A 17,499-nucleotide genomic window follows, 5' to 3' on the forward strand; every position below is an offset into this window, starting at 1 on the left:
CCGATGGTGCCGACGTTGACGTGCGGCTTGGTGCGCTCGAACTTACCCTTTGCCATTTCTATCTACCTTTTAGTTTCTAAAGTGGTTGGGAGGACCTGAGCTTACGCTCAGGCCTTCTTCATGACTTCGTCGGCGATGTTGGTCGGCGCCGGCTCGTAGTGATCGAATTCCATCGTGAACGTGGCGCGGCCCTGGGTCTGCGAACGCAGCGAGGTGGCGTAGCCAAACATCTCGCCCAGCGGAATCATCGCATTGATGATTTCGGCCGAACCGTCACCGGTCATGCTCGAACCCTGCAGCATGCCACGACGACGGCTGACGTCGCCCATCACGTCACCCTGGTAATCGCTCGGGGTCACGATCTCGACCTTCATGATCGGCTCCAGCAGGACCGGCTTGGCCTTGCGGAAACCTTCCTTGAACGCCATCGAGGAAGCCAGCTTGAACGCCATTTCCGAGGAGTCGACGTCATGGTACGAGCCGAACACCAGCTTGACCTTGACATCCACGACCGGGAAGCCAGCCAGCGGACCGCTGGTGATGGTTTCGCGCAGGCCCTTTTCTACCGACGGAATGAATTCCTTCGGGATCACGCCGCCGGCGATGTCATTGATGAAGAGGAAATCATCCTTGATCGCAGCGGACAGCTTCGGATCGGCACGATCGGCAGCGGTGATCGGCGACAGCTCGATCACGACGTGACCGTACTGACCCTTACCACCGGACTGCTTGGCGTGCTTGTAGTCCGACTTGACGTCGGCCAGGGTGATCGTTTCGCGGTAAGCCACCTGCGGCTTGCCGACGTTGGCTTCAACATTGAACTCGCGCTTCATGCGGTCAACGATGATGTCCAGGTGCAGCTCACCCATGCCCGAGATGATCGTCTGGCCGGATTCCTGGTCGGTCTTGACGCGGAACGACGGATCTTCCTGGGCCAGACGGCCGAGGGCGAGACCCATTTTTTCCTGGTCGGACTTGGTCTTCGGTTCGACAGCCATCGAGATGACCGGCTCCGGGAACACCATGCGCTCCAGGATGATCGGATGCTCCTGCGAGCACAGCGTGTCACCGGTCGTGGTGTCCTTCAGACCCACGGCAGCGGCGATGTCACCGGCCAGCACTTCCTTGATCTCTTCGCGATCGTTGGAATGCATCTGCAGGATGCGGCCGATGCGCTCCTTCTTGCCCTTCACCGAGTTCAGCAGCTGGTCGCCAGCATTCAGCGTGCCCGAGTAGACACGGAAGAAGGTCAGCGCGCCGACGAACGGATCGGTGATGATCTTGAAGGCCAGCGCCGAGAAGGGCGCCTTGTCATCGGACTTGCGGCTCAGTGCGACGGTTTCGTCGTCCACGTCGGTACCGGTCACGTCCGGCACGTCGATCGGCGACGGCAGCAGCTGCACCACGCCGTCCAGCATGGCCTGCACGCCCTTGTTCTTGAAGGCCGAACCGCAGTACATCGGCACGATGTCGGTGGCCAGGGTGCGCACGCGCAGGGCCTCCACGATCTCGGCCTCGGTCAGCTCTTCGCCGCCCAGGTACTTTTCCATCAGCTCTTCGCTGGCTTCAGCCGCAGCTTCGATCATGAAGACGCGGGCCTCATCAGCCTCTGCCTGCATGTCGGCCGGGATCTCCAGGTACTCGAACTTCATACCCTGGGACGCTTCATCCCAATGGATCGCCTTCATCTTGATGAGGTCGACCACGCCCTTGAAGTTTTCTTCAGCGCCGATCGGCAGCTGCATCGGCACGGCAACCGCGCCCAGCTTCGCCTTCAGCTGGCCAACGACCTTGGTGAAGTTCGCGCCGGTGCGGTCCATCTTGTTGACGAACGCAATGCGCGGCACCTTGTACCGGTTGGCCTGACGCCACACGGTTTCGGACTGCGGCTGCACGCCACCAACGGCACACAGCACGAACACCGCACCATCGAGCACGCGCAGCGAGCGCTCGACTTCGATGGTGAAGTCGACGTGTCCGGGGGTATCGATGATGTTGAAACGATGCTCCGGCAGGGACTTGTCCATGCCCTTCCAGAACGCAGTGGTGGCAGCGGACTGGATCGTGATGCCACGCTCCTGCTCCTGCTCCATCCAGTCCATGGTGGCAGCGCCGTCATGCACTTCACCGATCTTGTGGCTCTTGCCGGTGTAGAACAGGATGCGCTCGGACGTGGTGGTCTTGCCGGCATCGATGTGAGCCATGATGCCGAAGTTACGGTAACGCTCGATGGGAGTGTTGCGGGCCACGGGGAGCCTCTCGATTTCTTGGATTTCGGATGGCCGAACGCCGCCTTTCGGCGGCCTTCGGATTGGCGCGACCCTTCCGGGGTCGCGGGGCAGCACTCAGATGGTGCTGCCCTGCCTGTTTTACAAGGCCGTCAAACTCACCAGCGGTAGTGCGCGAACGCCTTGTTGGCTTCGGCCATACGGTGGGTTTCTTCGCGCTTCTTGATCGCGCCGCCACGGTTTTCCGAGGCATCCAGCAGCTCGGCCGCCAGCTTCTTCGGCATGGTGTTCTCACCACGCTTGCGCGCGGAGTCGATCAGCCAACGCATGGCCAGTGCCATCTTGCGCGACGAACGCACTTCGACCGGCACCTGGTAGGTGGCACCACCGACACGGCGGGACTTGACCTCGACCGACGGAGCGACGTTTTCCAGCGCCTTCTGCACCAGTTCCACCGTATTGGCGGCGGCGTTCTTTTCGCTGATGACGTCCATCGCGCCGTAGACGATCTTCTCGGCTACGGACTTCTTGCCGCTCAACATCACCATGTTGATGAAGCGGGCGATGGTTTCACTTCCGTGCTTGGGATCGGGCAGGACGGAACGCTGCGGAGTATTACCTTTACGCGACATGTGCTCTCTCCTTATGCCTTCGGACGCTTGGCGCCGTACTTCGAACGGGCCTGGCGACGCTTGGCGACACCGGAGGCATCGAGCGAACCGCGAACAGTGTGGTAACGCACACCCGGCAGATCCTTGACGCGACCGCCGCGGATCAGGACCACGGAGTGCTCCTGCAGGTTGTGGCCTTCACCACCGATGTAGCTGATGACCTCTTCCTGGTTGGTCAGGCGGACCTTGGCAACCTTGCGGAGGGCCGAGTTCGGCTTCTTCGGGGTGGTGGTATAGACGCGCGTGCAGACGCCACGGCGCTGCGGGCACTTCTCGAGCGCCGGCGAGGCACTCTTGTAGGTGGTAGCTTGCCGCGGCTTGCGGACCAGCTGGTTGATCGTCGCCATCAGTAGGTTCTTCTGATTGGGGCCAGTAAAAACTGACCAGAGATGCGGAAATGTTAAAGCAGGCCTGAAAACGGGCCTGCTGAGACAGACGATTGTAGCAACCTGTCAGAAACGCAGTCAAACGCGCTCCTGTCAAGCCCTCCCTGATCCAGGGAAGTTACCGGGGGGCCTCCATGTACCCCGTTCAGACTGGCAGGCGACACCCGAAGGCCTCGCCTGCCCTTTTCCGTGTCCACCCCCGAAGGGGCGGACCGTGTTTCTTACTCTTCCCCCGAAGCCTGTTCAGCTTCGACGGCGGCCACCGGAGCCGGCGCCGGAGCAGCCGGTTCTGCGGCTGCAGCGGCCGGCGTACCGGTCAGCGTCAGCAGCTCCGAATCGGTCAGGCCGGTAGCGCCGCGACGGCGGTTGGCGTGATAGGACAGGCCGGTACCGGCCGGAATCAGGCGACCGACGATGACGTTTTCCTTCAGGCCGCGCAGGTTGTCCTTGGTGCCGCGAACGGCGGCTTCGGTCAACACGCGGGTGGTTTCCTGGAAGGACGCCGCCGAGATGAACGATTCGGTTGCCAGCGAAGCCTTGGTGATGCCCAGCAGGACCGGATCGTACTGGGCCGGCAGTTCGGTACGGGCACCGAGGCGTGCATTCTCCTCGATAACGCGCTGACGTTCCACCTGTTCGCCATTCAGGAACTTGCTGTTGCCCTGGTCGGTGATCTCGACCTTGCGCAGCATCTGGCGGGTGATCACCTCGATGTGCTTGTCGTTGATCTTCACGCCCTGCAGGCGGTACACGTCCTGGATTTCCTTGACCAGGTAGGCAGCCAGCGGTTCGACACCCAGCAGACGCAGGATGTCCTGCGGGCTCGGCTCGCCGTCCACGATGGTTTCGCCCTTGGTCACGTGCTCGCCTTCGAACACGATCACCTGGCGGTACTTCGGAATCAGCTCTTCGTGTTCCGTCCCGTCAGTGTCCTTGATGATCAGACGCTGCTTGCCCTTGGTGTCCTTGCCGAAGCTGATGATGCCCGAACGCTCGGCCAGCACTGCCGGATCCTTCGGCTTGCGCGCTTCGAACAGATCGGCCACGCGCGGCAGACCACCGGTGATGTCGCGGGTCTTGGACGCTTCCTGCGGGATCTTGGCGACCACGTCGCCCACGCCGACGGCGGCGCCGTCCTGCAGGTTGACGATGGAGCGCGGCGGCAGCAGGTACTGGGCCGGCATGTCGGTGCCCGGGATCAGCAGGTCGGCGCCCTTGGCGTCGACGATGCGGATCAGCGGACGCAGATCCTTGCCCATCGAACCGCGACGCTTCGGATCGGTGATCTCGCGCGAGGCAAGGCCGGTGAGTTCGTCGGTCTTTTCGATGACGGTGATGCCATCGACAAAGTCGATGAAGCGCAGGAAACCGGCCACTTCCGAAACGATCGGGTGGTTATGCGGATCCCAGTTCGCCACGGTCTGGCCAGCCTTGACCGAGTCGCCATCCTTGGAGGCGATCATCGAGCCGTAGGGCAGCTTGTAACGCTCGCGCTCGCGGCCATGGGCATCGAGCACCGAGATTTCGCCCGAGCGGGACACCGCCACCAGCGAACCGTTGGCATGCGACACCGACTTCAGGTTGTTGAACTTCACCGAACCGGTGGTCTTCACCGTGATGTTGTCCACTGCTGCCGCACGCGATGCCGCACCACCGATGTGGAACGTACGCATGGTCAGCTGGGTACCCGGCTCACCGATCGACTGCGCGGCGATGACGCCGACTGCTTCACCGATGTTGACGATGTGGCCACGCGCCAGGTCACGACCGTAGCAACGGCCGCAGACACCGAACGGCGAGGCGCACGAGATCGTCGAGCGCACCTTGATGCTCTGCACGCCGGCATCTTCCAGCTTGGCCACCCAGGCTTCGTCGAGCAGCGTGTTGCGGGTGACGATCGGATCTTCGTCGTTGCCCGGCAGGAACACGTCCTCGGCGACGACACGACCCAGCACGCGGTCCTTCAACGGCTCCACGACATCGCCGCCTTCCACGATCGGCGTCATGGTCAGGCCTTCAGTGGTACCGCAATCCACTTCGGTGATCACCACGTCCTGCGCGACGTCCACCAGACGACGGGTCAGGTAACCCGAGTTGGCGGTCTTCAGCGCGGTATCGGCCAGACCCTTACGGGCACCGTGGGTGGAGTTGAAGTACTCCTGCACGTTCAGGCCTTCACGGAAGTTCGCCTTGATGGGCGTTTCGATGATCGAGCCATCCGGACGCGCCATCAGGCCACGCATACCGGCCAGCTGGCGGATCTGCGCCTGCGAACCACGCGCACCGGAGTCGGCCATGATGTACAGCGAGTTCATCGACTTCTGGTCGATGATGTCGCCGTTGGAATCGGTGACCTTCTCGGTACCGATGGTGTCCATCATCGCCTTGGCGATGCGTTCGTTGGTGCGCGACCAGATGTCGACCACCTTGTTGTAGCGCTCACCGGCGGTGACCAGGCCCGACTGGTACTGCTCCTGGATTTCCAGCACTTCGGCTTCGGCCTCGGTGAGGATGCCGCGCTTCTCGTCCGGGATCAGCATGTCGTCGATACCGATCGACACACCTGCACGGGTTGCGTAGGCAAAGCCGGTGTACATCAGCTTGTCGGCGAACACGACCGTGTCCTTCAAGCCCAGCTGACGGTAGCTGGAGTTGATCAGGCGGCTGATGTTCTTCTTGGTCAGCTCGGTGTTGGCCAGCGCGAACGGCAGGCCTTCCGGCAGGATTTCAGCCAGCAGGGCGCGACCGATCGTGGTTTCCACGATCGAGGTCTTGTTCTGCTTGTTGCCTTCCTCGTCGGTCACCACTTCAGTGATGCGGACCTTGACGCGCGCATGCAGTTCCACCACGCGGTTGTCGTAGGCACGCTTGACTTCGGCGATGTTGGCGAAGGCCATGCCCTCGCCCTTCTTGTTCACCAGCGAGCGGGTCATGTAGTACAGACCCAGCACGACGTCCTGCGACGGCACGATGATCGGCTCGCCGTTGGCCGGCGACAGGATGTTGTTGGTGGACATCATCAGCGCACGCGCTTCCAGCTGGGCTTCCAGCGAGAGCGGCACGTGGACGGCCATCTGGTCACCGTCGAAGTCGGCGTTGAACGCGGTGCAGACCAGCGGATGCAGCTGGATGGCCTTGCCTTCGATCAGCACCGGCTCGAACGCCTGGATACCCAGACGATGCAGGGTCGGCGCACGGTTCAGCATCACCGGATGTTCGCGGATGACCTCTTCCAGGATGTCCCAGACTTCGGCTTCTTCGCGCTCGACCAGCTTCTTGGCGGCCTTGATGGTGGTGGCCAGGCCACGACGCTGCAGCTTGGCGAAGACGAACGGCTTGAACAGCTCGAGCGCCATCTTCTTCGGCAGGCCGCACTGGTGCAGGCGCAGGTACGGGCCGACCACGATGACCGAACGGCCCGAGTAGTCGACGCGCTTGCCCAGCAGGTTCTGGCGGAAGCGACCCTGCTTGCCCTTGATCATGTCGGCCAGCGACTTCAGCGGGCGCTTGTTGGTGCCGGTGATGGCACGGCCACGACGGCCGTTGTCCAGCAGCGCATCGACCGATTCCTGCAGCATGCGCTTTTCATTGCGCACGATGATGTCCGGCGCGCTCAGTTCCAGCAGGCGACGCAGGCGGTTGTTGCGGTTGATGACGCGGCGGTACAGGTCGTTCAGGTCGGAGGTCGCGAAGCGGCCACCGTCCAGCGGCACCAGCGGACGCAGATCCGGCGGCAGCACCGGCAGCACGGTCATCACCATCCACTCCGGACGGTTGCCCGATTCCAGGAAGGCTTCGATCAGCTTGATGCGCTTGGTGAGGCGCTTGAGCTTGGTTTCCGAACCGGTGCTGGCGATCTCTTCGCGCAGGCGGGTCATTTCCGACTGCAGGTCGATCGTGCGCAGCAGCTCGTAGACGGCCTCGGCGCCCATGGCGGCGTCGAAGTCATCACCGTGCTCCTGACGCGCGGTCAGGTACTGCTCTTCGGTCAGCAGCTGGCGGCGCTCCAGGGCGGTCAGGCCCGGCTCGGTCACCACGTACGCTTCGAAGTACAGCACGCGCTCGATGTCACGCAGGGTCATGTCCAGCATCAGGCCGATGCGCGACGGCAGCGACTTGAGGAACCAGATGTGCGCGACCGGCGACGCCAGGTCGATGTGGCCCATGCGCTCGCGGCGCACCTTGGCCAGGGTCACTTCGGTGCCGCACTTTTCGCAGACCACGCCACGGTGCTTCATGCGCTTGTACTTGCCGCACAGGCACTCGTAGTCCTTGACCGGTCCGAAGATGGCGGCGCAGAACAGGCCGTCACGCTCCGGCTTGAAGGTGCGGTAGTTGATCGTTTCCGGCTTCTTCACTTCGCCGAACGACCACGAACGGATCAGGTCGGGCGAAGCCAGCGCGATCTTGATCGCGTCGAAGTCCAGCGTCTGGCGCTGCTGGTTGAAGAGGTTGAGCAGGTCTTTCATGGTGTTCTCCAGAAGGAGGAATGCTGTGTCGATGGGCTGTCAGGAGCGAAGCGGCGGCGCTGCTGCCGGGGCAGCAGCGCCTGCGCGATCAGCTGTCTTCCAGTTCCATGTTGATGGCCAGCGAACGGATTTCCTTCACCAGCACATTGAAGGATTCCGGCATGCCGGCCACCATCTCGTGCTCGCCATCGACGATGTTCTTGTACATCTGGTTGCGGCCCTGCACGTCATCGGACTTCACCGTCAGCATTTCCTGCAGGGTGTAGGCCGCGCCGTAGGCTTCCAGCGCCCAGACTTCCATTTCACCGAAGCGCTGCCCGCCGAACTGCGCCTTGCCGCCCAGCGGCTGCTGGGTGACGAGCGAGTACGGACCGGTCGAACGGGCATGCATCTTGTCGTCGACCAGGTGGTTCAGCTTCAGGTAGTGCATGTAGCCGACGGTGGTCTGGCGATCGAACGCCTCGCCGGTGCGGCCGTCATACAGCTGGGTCTGGCCGCTGGTCGGCAGGTCTGCCAGTTCCAGCATGCGCTTGATCTCCGCCTCGGTGGCACCGTCGAAGACCGGCGTTGCCATCGGCACGCCGTCGGTCAGGTTGCCGGCCAGGCGCAGCAGTTCCGCATCGCTGAACTGGGTCAGGTCGACGTGGGTGGCCACGTTGGTGCTGTCGTGGTTGTACACCTCGTCCAGGAAGATCCGCAGCTGCGACACCGCGGCCTGGGCTTCCAGCATGCCCTGGATCTTGCGACCCAGACCCTTGGCGGCCCAGCCCAGATGCACTTCCAGGATCTGCCCGATGTTCATGCGCGACGGCACGCCCAGCGGGTTCAGCACGATGTCCACGGTTTCGCCCGACGACATGTACGGCATGTCCTCGACCGGCACCACGTTGGAGACCACACCCTTGTTGCCGTGGCGGCCTGCCATCTTGTCGCCCGGCTGGATGCGGCGCTTCACGGCCATGAAGACCTTGACCATCTTCAGCACGCCCGGGGCGAGGTCATCGCCCGCGGTGATCTTGCCGCGCTTGTCGGCGAAGCGACGCTCGAATTCCTTCTCGTGCGCCTGGATCTGCTTCTGCGCGCGCTCGATGGATTCCGAAGCGTCTTCGTCCTTCATCCGCAGCACGAACCAGTCGGCCTTCTTCAGGCCGTCCAGGTAGGCGTCGGTGATGACGTCACCCTTCTTCAGGTTGGCGCCGCCGTTGACCACCTTGCCGACGATCTGCGAACGCAGACGGGCGTAGATGGCACCTTCCAGGATGCGGTACTGGTCGTCGAAGTCCTTCTTGACGCGCTTGATCTCGGATTCTTCGATCTGGCGCGCACGCTTGTCCTTCTCGATGCCGTCGCGGGTGAAGACCTGCACGTCGATGACGGTGCCGTCCATGCCCGGCGGCACGCGCAGCGAGCTGTCCTTCACGTCCGACGCCTTCTCGCCGAAGATCGCGCGGAGCAGCTTCTCTTCCGGGGTCAGCTGGCTTTCGCCCTTCGGCGTCACCTTGCCGACCAGGATGTCACCGGCGCGCACTTCCGCACCGATGTACACCACGCCGGATTCGTCCAGGCGGTTCAGCGCCTGCTCGGACACGTTCGGGATGTCGGCGGAGATTTCCTCCGGCCCCAGCTTCGTGTCACGGGCAACGCAGGTCAGCTCTTCGATGTGGATCGTGGTGTAACGATCTTCTTCCACCACGCGCTCGGAGAGCAGGATGGAGTCTTCGAAGTTGTAGCCGTTCCACGGCATGAACGCGATCAGCATGTTCTGGCCCAGGGCCAGCTCGCCGATGTCGGTGGACGGACCGTCAGCCAGCACGTCGCCACGCGCCACCACGTCACCCACGTTCACCAGCGGACGCTGGTTGATGCAGGTGTTCTGGTTGGAGCGGGTGTACTTGACCAGGTTGTAGATGTCCACGCCGGCGTCGGTTGCACCGATGATTTCTTCTTCGACGATCTTGACCACGATGCGCGCGGCGTCGACCTGCACCACTTCACCACCACGACGGGCGTTGACGGTGACGCCGGAGTCGCGGGCCACGGCGCGTTCGATACCGGTACCCACCAGCGGCTTCTGCGCACGCAGGGTCGGCACGGCCTGGCGCTGCATGTTGGCGCCCATCAGTGCACGGTTTGCGTCATCGTGCTCCAGGAACGGAACCAGCGCGGCAGCGACCGACACGGTCTGCATCGGCGAGACGTCCATGAAGTGGACTTCCGCCGGCGGCTTCAGCAGCGATTCGCCCTGGAAGCGGCACGGCACGAACTGCTCGGTCAGCACGCTGTCGGCATTGGTCAGCGCGTTGGCCTGGGCAATGACGTACTCGTTTTCTTCGATGGCCGACAGGAACTCGACTTCGTCGAAGACCTTGCCGTCCACGACCTTGCGGTACGGGGTTTCAAGGAAACCGTACTCATTGGTGCGGGCATACACGGCCAGCGAGTTGATCAGGCCGATGTTCGGGCCTTCCGGCGTTTCGATGGTGCAGACGCGGCCGTAATGGGTCGGATGCACGTCGCGCACTTCGAAGCCGGCGCGTTCGCGGGTCAGGCCGCCCGGGCCCAGGGCCGAGACGCGACGCTTGTGCGTGACTTCCGACAGCGGGTTGTTCTGATCCATGAACTGCGACAGCTGCGAGGAGCCGAAGAATTCCTTGATCGCGGCAGCGACCGGCTTGGCGTTGATCAGCTCCTGCGGGGTCAGGCCTTCGGACTCGGCCATCGACAGGCGCTCCTTGACCGCGCGCTCGACGCGGACCAGGCCCACGCGGAACACGTTCTCGGCCATTTCGCCGACCGAACGCACGCGACGGTTGCCCAGGTGGTCGATGTCATCGACGACGCCACGGCCGTTGCGGATCTCGGTCAGGACCTTGATCACGTCCAGGATGTCGGACGACTCGCCATGCGCGGCAACCAGGCGCTTGGACTCTTCGTCATTACGCTCGCCGTAGTACTTGCGGTCGTAGAGCACGGCTTCGCCGGTGGTTTCCTTGCGGCCCACGCGACGGTTGAACTTCATCCGGCCGACCGTGGACAGGTCGTAGCGCTCGAAGGTGAAGAACAGGTTGTGGAACAGGTTCTGTGCGGCGTCCTTGGTCGGCGGCTCGCCCGGACGCATCATGCGGTAGATCTCGACCAGGGCTTCCAGCTGGGTCTTGGTCGGATCGATGCGCAGCGTGTTGGACAGGTACGGACCACGATCCAGATCGTTCACCCACAGGGTGCCCACGGCGTCCACGCCGGCCTTGCGGAAGGCCTGCAGCTGGTCGTCGCTGATTTCGTCGTTGGCCTGCGCCAGCAGTTCGCCGGTGGACGAATCGACCACGTCGTGCGACAGGATGCGGCCGACGATGTAATCGTCCGGCACGGCCAGGGCGGCGATGCCCGAGGCTTCCAGCTGCTTGACGTGGCGCGCGGTGATGCGCTTGCCGGCTTCCACGATGACCTTGTCACCGTCGGCCAGGTCGAAGCCCAGGGTTTCACCACGCAGACGCTCGGGCACCAGCTCCAGCTGGACACCTTCGTCGGGATTGATGTGGAACGTGTTGATCTCGAAGAACTCGGCCAGCATTTCTTCGTTGCTGTAGCCCAGTGCGCGCAGCAGGATCGACACCGGCAGCTTGCGGCGGCGGTCGATACGGGTGAACAGCGCGTCCTTCGGGTCGAACTCGAAGTCCAGCCAGGAACCGCGGTACGGGATGATGCGGGCGCTGTACAGCAGCTTGCCCGAGCTGTGGGTCTTGCCACGGTCGTGGTCGAAGAACACGCCCGGCGAGCGGTGCAGCTGCGAGACGATGACGCGCTCGGTGCCGTTGACGATGAAGGTACCGTTGTCGGTCATCAGCGGGATTTCACCCAGATAGACCTCCTGCTCCTTCACGTACTTGATGGCCTTGGTCGACGACTCACGGTCGTAGATCACCAGGCGCACGGTCACGCGCAGCGGGGCGCCGTAGCTCATGCCACGCTGGCGGCACTCGCGCTCGTCGAACACCGGATCGCCCAGCTTGTAGCCGACGTATTCCAGCGCCGCGTTGCCGCTGTAGCTGGAGATCGGGAAGACGGACTTCAGGGCGGCGTGCAGGCCGTGGTCCGTGCGCTTGGCCGGATCCACGTTTTCCTGCAGGAACTCGCGGTACGAGTCCACCTGGATGGCGAGCAGGAACGGCACTTCGAGAATCGCGCGCGACTTGGCGAAATCCTTGCGGATGCGCTTCTTCTCGGTGAACGAATAGGACGTCATGATGTCTTCCACCTTGTTGTGAGGGGCGTGCGTCCACGACCCAAAAGGAAACTTGAAATTGTCAGTTGGAAGTCGCTGGTATTGCCGGCACCAGCACGCCTTCTCTTGCTACTTCCAACTGCCAACTTGACTGCATCTGTTGACCGCCGCCGCGCTGCGCGCTGGCTGGACGGGCCTTTTGACCGCAGCCCGTGTTGGGCTTTTTTTCGCTTGTCTTGCAGCCGACTGAAGTCGGCTCTACCGCTTGTACTGCAGCCGACTGAAGTCGGCTCTACCGCTTGTCCTGCAGCCGACTGAAGTCGGCTCTACCGCGCGTGGTGAAACGACCAAAGGCCGGGGGCTTACGCCCCCAGCCTTGGCTGCATCGCCCGAAATCGATGGCGACGCAAGGGATCTGCTTACTTGACTTCGACAGTCGCGCCAGCAGCTTCCAGGTCCTTCTTGATCTTCTCGGCTTCGTCCTTCGACGCGCCATCCTTCACGACGCCGCCGGCTTCGGTCAGGTCCTTCGCTTCCTTCAGGCCCAGGCCGGTGATGGCGCGGACGGCCTTGATCACTTCGACCTTCTTGTCGCCCGGCGACTTCAGGGTCACGGTGAACTCGGTCTGCTCTTCAACAGCAGCAGCCGGGCCAGCAGCGGCAGCTGCAGCAACCGGAGCAGCGGCGGAGACGCCGAACTTCTCTTCGATGGCCTTGACCAGCTCCATCACTTCCATCAGGGACTTCGAGGCGATTGCGTCGACGATCTGTTCGTTGGTAAGGGACATGATTGATACCTTTCAATAATATTCTGGATGTAGGTTCCGTCAGGAACCACGGTAGGTCGAAACTCAGGCGGTCTCGGCGACCGGCTCGTCAGCAGCAGCGGTTTCACCGCCACCCAGCTGATCGGCCAGGGCCTTGTTGGCGCGCGCGAACATCGTGACCGGCTCGGTCAGGACGCGTGCCAGCATTGCCAGCGCCTGGTCGAGGGTCGGCAACGAGGCCAGCACATCAACGTGGCTTGCCGGGAACACTTCGCCGCCGATGGCGACAACCTTGGGCTGCAGCTTATCGTTGCCCTTGGCGAATTCCTTGATCAGGCGACCGGCTGCGCCGGGCTCCTCGAGCGAAAACGCGTACAGCAGCGGACCGACCAGCTTGTCCTGTGCACATGCGAATTCGGTGCCTTCAACGGCGCGCGAAGCCAGGGTGTTCTTGACAACTTTCAAGAAAACGCCGGTTTCACGAGCCTGCTTGCGCATCGCGGTCATCTGGGAGACCGTGGTGCCAGCATATTCGGCTGCGATCAAGGAGTGGGCCTTGGCGGCGATGTCTGCCAGCTCCGCGACTACTTCTTGCTTCTGGGACAGATTGAGAGCCATTGCACTCCTCCGATTGAACTCCGCTTACGGCTCCTGCCGTGTGCGGTCCTGGGCGGCGTCCGTCCTGGACACCGGGAACATCAGGCTGATGTTCCGGGGGGTGGGCCGTTCCAGACCTGGATCCAACCTGGGTTACCCCAGACTTGCATGACCAGAAAAAACTCCAGAAGGGCACCATCTACGCAGGGTGATCCACGAAGGATCGATTAAGCGTTCGTGACTGCTCCGGCGGCGACTCCTTGCCAAATCGAGCTTCCGTGCCCGTCGCCGGCATACCACGACCGCACCTGCGGTCTTTGACGGCTGCCACCGGCGATGGAAGCCGGCGGACGCCTTCAAAAGAGACGGACAAGGAACCCGAAGGCGCCCTGCCCGCTTGAATCACTTACTTCAGGGTCAGCGTCGACTGGTCGACGGTGACGCCCGGGCCCATCGTCGAGCTGACCGACACCTTCTGCAGGTACAGGCCCTTCGAGGTGGCCGGCTTGGCCTTGATCAGGTCGAGCAGCAGCGCCTGCAGGTTCGACTTCAGCGCTTCGTCTTCGAAGCTGGCCTTGCCGATGGTGCAGTGGATGATGCCGGCCTTGTCAGTGCGATAACGCACCTGACCCGACTTTGCGTTCTTGACGGCTTCGCCCGGGTTGGCCGAGACGGTGCCGACCTTCGGGTTCGGCATCAGGCCGCGCGGGCCGAGCACGGTGCCCAGCTTACCCACGACGCGCATGGCGTCCGGGGTCGCGATCACGACGTCATAGTTCAGATCACCGGCCTGCATCTTCTCGGCCAGATCGTCCATGCCGACCGCTTCCGCACCTGCGGCCAGGGCTTCGTCAGCCTTGGCGCCGGCCGGAGCGAACACCGCGACGCGGACCGACTTGCCGGTACCGGCCGGCAGCACGGTGGAACCGCGCACCTGCTGGTCGGACTTCTTGGCATCCACGCCCAGGCGCACGGCCACGTCGATCGACTCGACGAACTTGGCGGTGGCGGTGGTCTTCAGGATCTTGATTGCTTCTTCGAAGCCGTACGACTTGCCGGCGACGACTGCGGCCTTGGAGGCCTTCTCACGCTTGGTCTGTGCCATCTTATTAACCCTCCACCACGATGCCGATCGAACGCGCAGAACCGGCGATCGTACGCACGGCGGCGTCCAGATCGGCGGCAGTCAGATCCGGTTCCTTCGCCTTGGCGATCTCTTCCAGCTGCTTGCGGGTGACCTTGCCGACCTTCTCGGTGTTCGGGCGCTTGGAGCCCGACGAGATGCCAGCAGCCTTCTTCAGCAGGGTGGTCGCCGGGGTGCTCTTGGTGATGAAGGTGAACGTACGGTCCGAATAGGCCGTGATGATCACCGGAACCGGCAGACCCGGCTCGAGCTTCTGCGTGGCGGCATTGAAGGCCTTGCAGAATTCCATGATGTTCAGACCACGCTGACCCAGCGCAGGACCGACCGGCGGCGAGGGATTGGCCTGACCGGCCTTTACCTGCAGCTTGATGTAACCGACAACTTTCTTTGCCATGACTATGCTCTCCGGGTGCTAGCGCCTTACGACTACAGGCTCCCCATCGGACCGGGAATCTCGCGTCCCGGCATCGCGTTTTTGAATACATGCCGAAGGCCACCTTGCGGTGGCCTTCACTTTTGCCAGGTTCCTGGCAGGAAGCCGGGCACTATACCAGTGCTTTGACGTAACGTCCACACCGGGAATCCTGAACGCCGGGCTCCGCCCGGCGCCGGGGATCAGCCGTTGGCTTTTTCGACCTGGCCGAACTCGAGCTCCACCGGGGTGGCGCGACCGAAAATCAACACCGAGACGCGCAGACGGCTCTTCTCGTAGTTGACTTCTTCCACCACACCGTTGAAGTCGTTGAACGGACCGTCGGTGACACGGACCATCTGGCCCGGCTCGAACAGCACCTTCGGACGCGGCTTCTCGATACCGTCCTGAACGCGGTTCAGGATGGCTTCGGCTTCGGAATCGGCGATCGGCAGCGGGCGATCCGCGGTGCCGCCGATGAAGCCCAGCACGCGGGAGGTATCCTTCACCAGATGCCAGCTTTCGCTGTCGATGCGCGGGATGCCGCCTTCTTCGTGGGTCTCGATCTGCACCAGCACGTAGCCGGGGAAGAACTTGCGCTCGGAACGACGCTTCTGGCCTGCGCGCATTTCGACCACTTCTTCGGTCGGAACCAGCACATCACCAAACAGCTCTTCCTTGGCGTCACGGACGATGCGATCGCGCAGAGCCTGCGCAACCGACTTCTCGAAGCCTGAATAGGCGTGAACAACGTACCAGCGCTTCATGGGTTACTCCTTACCGGCCCAGGAACCACTGGGTCAGTTTCTGAATGACGAAGTCGAATCCACCCAGCAGCAGGCTGAGGATGATCACAACCACGATAACGACCCAGGTCATCCGGATGGCTTCCTGGCGCGTCGGCCAGACCACCTTGCGCAGCTCGAAGCGTGACTCGGACAGGAAGTCGCGGGTATCGCGACCCTTTCCGGTCAGCATGAAAACGGCAATACCGCCCGCCAGGCCGACAATCACGGCAAGCGCGCGGATCTGGCCAGCCCACGCACCCAGCTGGGCGGCGCGACCGGAGTCTGCAGAGAACCAGAACCAGACGAACAGTCCTGCCAGCACCAGCAACGATGCGGCGACGTACTTGACGAGGTCTCCACCAGAGGTGGACGTATCCTTGGAGTGTTCGATCTTGCTGTTCATCCGGCTCGGGCTGCTTTAGCGGCGGACCGCTGGTTAGGAAGGCAGATGGCACGCCAGGAGGGACTCGAACCCCCAACCTGCGGTTTTGGAGACCGCTGCTCTGCCAATTGAGCTACTGGCGTACGTAGGTAAACTTTGCCTTGCCTTAGACGGCGAAGGCGGACCGAGGTTCCCGGCCCGCCAATCGCGCGACCGGCAGTCTTGCACAAACTGCCGGAACTGCGGGATTACTTGACGATCTTCGACACCACGCCGGCGCCGACGGTACGGCCGCCTTCGCGGATCGCGAAACGCAGGCCTTCGTCCATTGCCACCGGGTTGATCAGGGTGACAACCATCTTCACGTTGTCGCCCGGCATCACCATCTCGACACCTTCCGGCAGCTTGGCAGCACCGGTGATGTCCGTGGTACGGAAGTAGAACTGCGGACGGTAGCCGTTGAAGAACGGGGTGTGACGGCCGCCCTCATCCTTCGACAGCACGTACACTTCGCCTTCGAACTCGGTGTGCGGCTTGATCGAACCCGGCTTGCAGAGGACCTGGCCACGCTCGACGTCGTCACGCTTGGTGCCGCGCAGCAGCAGACCGGCGTTGTCGCCTGCCTGACCCTGGTCGAGCAGCTTGCGGAACATTTCCACGCCGGTCACGGTGGTCTTGACGGTGTCGCGGATACCGACGATTTCGATTTCTTCGCCGACCTTGATCACGCCGCGCTCGATACGACCGGTCACCACGGTGCCGCGGCCCGAGATCGAGAACACGTCTTCCACCGGCATCAGGAACGGCTTGTCGACAGCGCGCTCCGGCATCGGGATCCAGGTGTCCAGCGCCTCGACCAGCTTGATGACAGCCGGCACACCGATGTCGCTCTGGTCGCCTTCCAGCGCCAGACGCGCCGAACCGGCGATGATCGGGGTGTCGTCGCCCGGGAAGTCGTACTTGCTCAGCAGCTCGCGCACTTCCATTTCCACCAGCTCAAGCAGCTCGGCGTCATCGACCATGTCTGCCTTGTTCAGGAAGACGACGATGTACGGCACGCCGACCTGACGCGACAGCAGGATGTGCTCGCGGGTCTGCGGCATCGGGCCGTCAGCAGCGGAACAGACCAGGATCGCGCCGTCCATCTGCGCTGCACCGGTGATCATGTTCTTGACGTAGTCAGCATGGCCCGGGCAATCGACGTGGGCGTAGTGACGCTCGGTGGATTCGTATTCGACGTGTGCGGTCGAGATCGTGATGCCACGTGCCTTCTCTTCCGGCGCGGCGTCGATCGAGGAGTAATCCTTGAACTCGCCACCGAAGCGCTCGGCACCGATCTTGGTCAGTGCAGCGGTCAGCGTGGTCTTGCCGTGATCGACGTGACCGATGGTGCCGACGTTGACGTGCGGCTTGGTGCGCTCGAACTTACCCTT

At 62.8% G+C, this 17,499-nt stretch carries 12 protein-coding genes and 1 tRNA gene; all 13 read right to left on the reverse strand.

Translation table 11 applies throughout. The annotated features are described in order from the left end of the window. Window positions 1–107: 107 nt before the first annotated feature. Complete coding sequence (gene fusA / locus IFT58_RS18485; RefSeq protein ID WP_188324956.1) at window positions 108–2,249, reverse strand: elongation factor G; 2,142 nt, start codon at window positions 2,247–2,249, stop codon at window positions 108–110. A 137-nt stretch (window positions 2,250–2,386) separates the two neighbouring features. Then, window positions 2,387–2,860 (reverse strand): 30S ribosomal protein S7, encoded by a 474-nt coding sequence (gene rpsG / locus IFT58_RS18490; RefSeq protein WP_188324957.1) that lies wholly within the window; start codon window positions 2,858–2,860, stop codon window positions 2,387–2,389. Between the two features lie 11 nt (window positions 2,861–2,871). Beyond that, complete coding sequence (gene rpsL / locus IFT58_RS18495; protein WP_042615316.1) at window positions 2,872–3,246, reverse strand: 30S ribosomal protein S12; 375 nt, start codon at window positions 3,244–3,246, stop codon at window positions 2,872–2,874. Window positions 3,247–3,506: 260 nt separating this feature from the next. Then, window positions 3,507–7,754, reverse strand: coding sequence for a DNA-directed RNA polymerase subunit beta' (gene rpoC / locus IFT58_RS18500; RefSeq protein WP_192082842.1), 4,248 nt, complete (start codon window positions 7,752–7,754; stop codon window positions 3,507–3,509). A gap of 88 nt (window positions 7,755–7,842) precedes the next feature. Beyond that, on the reverse strand, window positions 7,843–11,997 hold the full coding sequence (rpoB, locus tag IFT58_RS18505) for a DNA-directed RNA polymerase subunit beta (RefSeq protein WP_188324959.1): 4,155 nt from the start codon (window positions 11,995–11,997) through the stop codon (window positions 7,843–7,845). Between the two features lie 398 nt (window positions 11,998–12,395). Further along, a complete protein-coding gene (gene rplL, locus IFT58_RS18510) occupies window positions 12,396–12,764 on the reverse strand; it encodes a 50S ribosomal protein L7/L12 (RefSeq protein WP_188324960.1) in 369 nt (122 codons plus the stop codon). Window positions 12,765–12,827: 63 nt separating this feature from the next. Beyond that, window positions 12,828–13,361, reverse strand: coding sequence for a 50S ribosomal protein L10 (gene rplJ, locus IFT58_RS18515; protein WP_192082844.1), 534 nt, complete (start codon window positions 13,359–13,361; stop codon window positions 12,828–12,830). 385 nt (window positions 13,362–13,746) lie between these two features. Beyond that, the gene (rplA, locus tag IFT58_RS18520) at window positions 13,747–14,445 is read right to left on the reverse strand and encodes a 50S ribosomal protein L1 (RefSeq protein WP_188324962.1); all 699 of its coding nucleotides are present in this window, start codon (window positions 14,443–14,445) and stop codon (window positions 13,747–13,749) included. A gap of 4 nt (window positions 14,446–14,449) precedes the next feature. Next, window positions 14,450–14,878, reverse strand: a complete 429-nt coding sequence (gene rplK / locus IFT58_RS18525) for a 50S ribosomal protein L11 (RefSeq protein ID WP_042615322.1) — start codon at window positions 14,876–14,878, stop codon at window positions 14,450–14,452. Between the two features lie 221 nt (window positions 14,879–15,099). Next, on the reverse strand, window positions 15,100–15,663 hold the full coding sequence (gene nusG, locus IFT58_RS18530; protein ID WP_188324963.1) for a transcription termination/antitermination protein NusG: 564 nt from the start codon (window positions 15,661–15,663) through the stop codon (window positions 15,100–15,102). A 10-nt stretch (window positions 15,664–15,673) separates the two neighbouring features. Next, a complete protein-coding gene (gene secE, locus IFT58_RS18535) occupies window positions 15,674–16,087 on the reverse strand; it encodes a preprotein translocase subunit SecE (protein ID WP_188324964.1) in 414 nt (137 codons plus the stop codon). 46 nt (window positions 16,088–16,133) lie between these two features. Beyond that, window positions 16,134–16,209 (reverse strand) — tRNA-Trp (locus IFT58_RS18540). A gap of 105 nt (window positions 16,210–16,314) precedes the next feature. Beyond that, on the reverse strand, window positions 16,315–17,499 hold a 1,185-nt coding region (tuf, locus tag IFT58_RS18545), incomplete at its 5' end, for an elongation factor Tu (RefSeq protein ID WP_197974197.1).

This window comes from Stenotrophomonas sp. CFBP 13718, from assembly GCF_014842145.1.
Classification (GTDB): Bacteria; Pseudomonadota; Gammaproteobacteria; order Xanthomonadales; family Xanthomonadaceae; genus Stenotrophomonas.

Excerpts from the sequence above, each read along its gene's own strand:
- nusG (WP_188324963.1), bottom strand. The coding sequence starts at position 15,663 with ATGAAGCGCTGGTACGTTGTTCACGCCTATTCAGGCTTCGAGAAGTCG.
- rplJ (WP_192082844.1), bottom strand. The coding sequence starts at position 13,361 with ATGGCTCTCAATCTGTCCCAGAAGCAAGAAGTAGTCGCGGAGCTGGCA.
- rpoB (WP_188324959.1), bottom strand. The coding sequence starts at position 11,997 with ATGACGTCCTATTCGTTCACCGAGAAGAAGCGCATCCGCAAGGATTTC.
- rpsL (WP_042615316.1), bottom strand. The coding sequence starts at position 3,246 with ATGGCGACGATCAACCAGCTGGTCCGCAAGCCGCGGCAAGCTACCACC.
- rpoC (WP_192082842.1), bottom strand. The coding sequence starts at position 7,754 with ATGAAAGACCTGCTCAACCTCTTCAACCAGCAGCGCCAGACGCTGGAC.
- rplL (WP_188324960.1), bottom strand. The coding sequence starts at position 12,764 with ATGTCCCTTACCAACGAACAGATCGTCGACGCAATCGCCTCGAAGTCC.
- secE (WP_188324964.1), bottom strand. The coding sequence starts at position 16,087 with ATGAACAGCAAGATCGAACACTCCAAGGATACGTCCACCTCTGGTGGA.
- rpsG (WP_188324957.1), bottom strand. The coding sequence starts at position 2,860 with ATGTCGCGTAAAGGTAATACTCCGCAGCGTTCCGTCCTGCCCGATCCC.
- rplK (WP_042615322.1), bottom strand. The coding sequence starts at position 14,878 with ATGGCAAAGAAAGTTGTCGGTTACATCAAGCTGCAGGTAAAGGCCGGT.
- rplA (WP_188324962.1), bottom strand. The coding sequence starts at position 14,445 with ATGGCACAGACCAAGCGTGAGAAGGCCTCCAAGGCCGCAGTCGTCGCC.